2 protein-coding genes are annotated in these 3,644 nt (G+C 64.6%); both read left to right on the top strand.

Going from position 1 to position 3,644, the window contains the following annotated elements; all coding sequences use genetic code 11:
• The first annotated feature begins 177 nt into the window (after positions 1-177).
• Positions 178-1,569 carry a dihydrolipoyl dehydrogenase gene (lpdA, locus tag M3C25_RS13070; protein ID WP_259857219.1) on the top strand — a complete coding sequence of 464 codons (1,392 nt, stop codon included), beginning with the start codon at positions 178-180 and terminating at the stop codon, positions 1,567-1,569.
• Positions 1,570-1,590: 21 nt separating this feature from the next.
• Positions 1,591-3,633 carry a 2-oxoglutarate dehydrogenase, E2 component, dihydrolipoamide succinyltransferase gene (gene sucB / locus M3C25_RS13065; RefSeq protein WP_259857217.1) on the top strand — a complete coding sequence of 681 codons (2,043 nt, stop codon included), beginning with the start codon at positions 1,591-1,593 and terminating at the stop codon, positions 3,631-3,633.
• The last annotated feature ends 11 nt before the right edge of the window (positions 3,634-3,644 follow it).

Raw genomic sequence — 3,644 nt, 5'->3', positions numbered from 1 at the left:
GCCCCTGACCATGTGCCCACACCAGCCACCGCCTCGGGCCGGGAATCCACATGAGACAGACGTGAGCAGGGTTACGGGGGTGCAGGGGCGAACGGTTGCGACATTTCCGGGAAATAGTGGAAAGATGGAGACAAGTGCCGTGACCCGGCAGTTCATCCATTCAACGAGGAGCAACCTGTGAGCGAATCGGACAACACCTACGACCTCGTCATTCTGGGTGGTGGCACGGGCGGCTACGCTGCCGCGCTGCGCGCTTCCCAGCTCGATATGCGCGTCGCACTCATCGAACGCGACAAGGTGGGCGGCACCTGCCTCCACCGTGGATGCATCCCGACCAAGGCCCTGCTGCACGCCGCCGAGGTGGCGGATTCCGCACGCGAGGCCGCGTCCTTCGGCATCAATGTCGAGCTGCAGGGCGTCGACATGGCCAAGGTCCTGGAATTCAAAGACGGCATCATCGACCGCAACTACAAGGGTCTGCAGGGACTCGTGAAGGCGCGCGGCATCGACTACATCGCCGGTGAGGGCAAGCTGACCGGCAAGGACACCGTCGAGGTCTCCACCGATGACGGCTCGATGACCGTGACCGGCAAGAACATCGTGCTGGCGACCGGTTCGACGTCGAAGACCATCGGCATCGAGATCGGCGGCCGCGTCATGACCTCGGAACAGGCGCTGCAGTACGACGAGGTGCCCGAGTCTGCGATCGTGCTCGGCGGCGGCGTCATCGGCGTCGAGTTCGCCAGCGTCTGGGCCTCGATGGGCTCGAAGGTCCACATCGTCGAGGGTCTGCCGAACCTGGTCGCCAATGAGGACGCGACGATCTCGAAGAACCTCGAGCGCGCGTTCAAGAAGCGCAAGATCAAGTTCACCGTCGGCACGATGTTCAAGAGCGTCGAGCAGGACGACGACGGCGTGCACGTCACCCTCGAAGACGGCACCGTGCTCGACGCTGCGGTGCTGCTCGTGGCCGTCGGCCGCGGCCCGGTCACCGAGGGCTTCGGCTTCGAAGATCAGGGCATCGAGATGGACCGCGGCTTCGTGCTGACCGATGAGCGCCAGCACACCGGCGTCGGCTCGATCTACGCCGTCGGCGACATCGTGCCCGGCCTGCAGCTGGCCCACCGCTCATTCGCCCAGGGCATCTTCGTCGCTGAAGAGATCGCAGGACTCGACCCGGCACCGGTCGTCGAATCCGGCATCCCGCGCGTGACCTACTGCGAGCCGGAGATCTTCTCCGTCGGCCTGACCCAGAAGCAGGCTGAGGAGAAGCACGGTGAGGACAAGATCAAGACGATCGAGTACAACCTCGCCGGCAACGGCAAGTCGACGATCCTCAAGACGACTGGTCTCATCAAGCTCGTCAGCCTCGAAGACGGGCCCGTCCTCGGCGTGCACGGAATCGGCGCGCGCCTGAGCGAGCAGGCCGGTGAAGCGCAGCTGATCGTCAACTGGGAGGCCTTCCCCGAAGAGGTCGCCGAGCTCATCCACGCCCACCCGACCCAGAACGAGGCGATCGGCGAAGCCGCCCTGGCTCTGTCCGGCAAGCCCCTTCATTTCCACAGCTAAGAGCGAGGGAGACGAAACGTTATGTCCAACAAAGTGCAGATGCCGGCTCTCGGTGAATCGGTCACCGAGGGCACAGTCACCCGCTGGCTGAAGGAGGTCGGCGAAGAGGTCGAGGTCGACGAACCCTTGCTCGAGGTCTCGACCGACAAGGTCGACACCGAGATTCCGAGCCCGTACGCCGGGACCCTGCAGGAGATCCTTGCGGACGAAGACGATGTCGTCGAGGTCGGCGGCGATCTGGCTGTCATCGGCGACGGTGACGGCGACTCCTCTGACGACTCCTCTGATGAGGATGCCGACAGTGATGATGCCGACTCCTCCGATGACGGGGCTGAGGATCAGGCTGACGAGGACTCAGCTGATGAGGATTCCGCAGACGAGGCTGACGACAGCGACTCGGACGACGCGGATGACTCCGACGACTCCGCTGATGATTCCGACGATTCGGATGACTCGGATGACAGCGACGAGAAGCCGAAGAAGAAGTCCTCGGGCGGTTCCGGTGACTCCACTGAGGTGAAGATGCCGGCGCTCGGCGAATCGGTCACCGAAGGCACCGTCACCCGCTGGCTCAAGGAGGTCGGCGACGAGGTGGAAGTCGACGAGCCGCTGCTCGAGGTCTCCACCGACAAGGTCGACACCGAGGTGCCCTCCCCTGTGGCCGGCACCGTGCAGAAGCTCATGGCAGATGAGGACGATGTCGTCGAGGTCGGCGATGTCGTGGCGCTCATCGGCTCCGGCGATGCCCCGGCTGACGACTCGGATGACGCGGATGACTCCGACGACTCCGATGAGGCCGAGACCACCGACCGCAAGACCGAGCAGGCCGATGACGTCTCCGAGGAGGACACCGACGACGACGTCAAGGAGGAGTCCGACGAGGACGACGAGTCCGATGACTCCGAGGTCAAGGACAAGGAGTCCGACGCCAAGGAGGCCAAGGACGAGGCCGAGAAGTCGGACAAGTCCGAGAAGAAGGCTGAGAAGAAGTCCGAGAAGTCGGAGAAGTCCGACGAGGACGCTGCCGCTGAGGCGCAGAAGGCCGCAGCCGAGCAGGCCGCCGGTGAAGAGGCCAAGCAGTCGATCTCCTCGACTGTCGCCCACGGTTCGGCGTACGTCACCCCGCTGGTGCGTCGCCTGGCCAAGAACAAGGGCGTGGATCTCTCCACCGTCACCGGCACCGGTGTCGGCGGTCGCATCCGCAAGCAGGATGTGCTCTCGGCAGCCGAGAACGCCGGCGGATCGAAGTCCGGCGGTGCTCCGGCACCGGCAGCCGGCAAGCCGGCTGTCACCGATGACCGCGAGCCGTTCGTCGTCGAGATCCCCGAAGAGGTCAAGAAGCTGCGCGGCACCACGCAGAAGGCCTCCCGGATCCGCCAGACGATCGCCACCCGGATGCGCGAGTCGCTGCAGAACTCTGCACAGCTCACGCAGGTCATCGAGGTCGACATGACCCGTGTCGGTCAGCTGCGCAAGGCCTACAAGGACCAGTTCCAGCAGACCCACGGCGTCAAGCTGACCTACCTGCCGTTCTTCGCCAAGGCCATTGTCGAAGCACTCCAGGTCCACCCGAAGGTCAACGCCACCTACGATGTCGAAGCCAAGGAGATCACCTACTTCGACCACGAGAACCTGGCTGTTGCCGTCGACACCGAGCGGGGTCTCCTCGTTCCGGTCGTCAAGGACGCCGGCGACCTCTCGATCGCAGGTCTGGCCAAGGCCATCGACGATGTCGCTGAGCGCACCCGCACGGCCAAGATCGGCCCGGATGAGCTCTCCGGCGGCACCTTCACGGTCACGAACATCGGCAGCGTCGGCGCGCTGTTCGACACCCCGATCCTGAATACCCCGCAGATGGGCATTCTGGGCACCGGTGTCATCACGCGCCGCCCGGTCGTCGTCGAGACCGCTGACGGCGGCGAATCGATTGCGATCCGCGACATGGTCTACCTGCCGCTGACGTACAACCACGAGCTCGTCGACGGTGCGGATGCAGGACGCTTCCTGCAGACCATCAAGGCGCGCCTCGAGGACGCGAACTTCGTCGCCGACCTTGAACTGTGATCCGGAGCGTC

The organism is Brevibacterium luteolum, assembly GCF_025147615.1.
GTDB lineage: Bacteria > Actinomycetota > Actinomycetes > Actinomycetales > Brevibacteriaceae > Brevibacterium > Brevibacterium luteolum.
Note: the sequence above shows the minus strand (reverse complement) of the source record. Positions and strands in the feature narration are given on the sequence as shown.

What these genes read in the sequence shown, in the direction of transcription:
- sucB (WP_259857217.1), top strand. Translation starts at nt 1,591, where the DNA reads ATGTCCAACAAAGTGCAGATGCCGGCTCTCGGTGAATCGGTCACCGAG.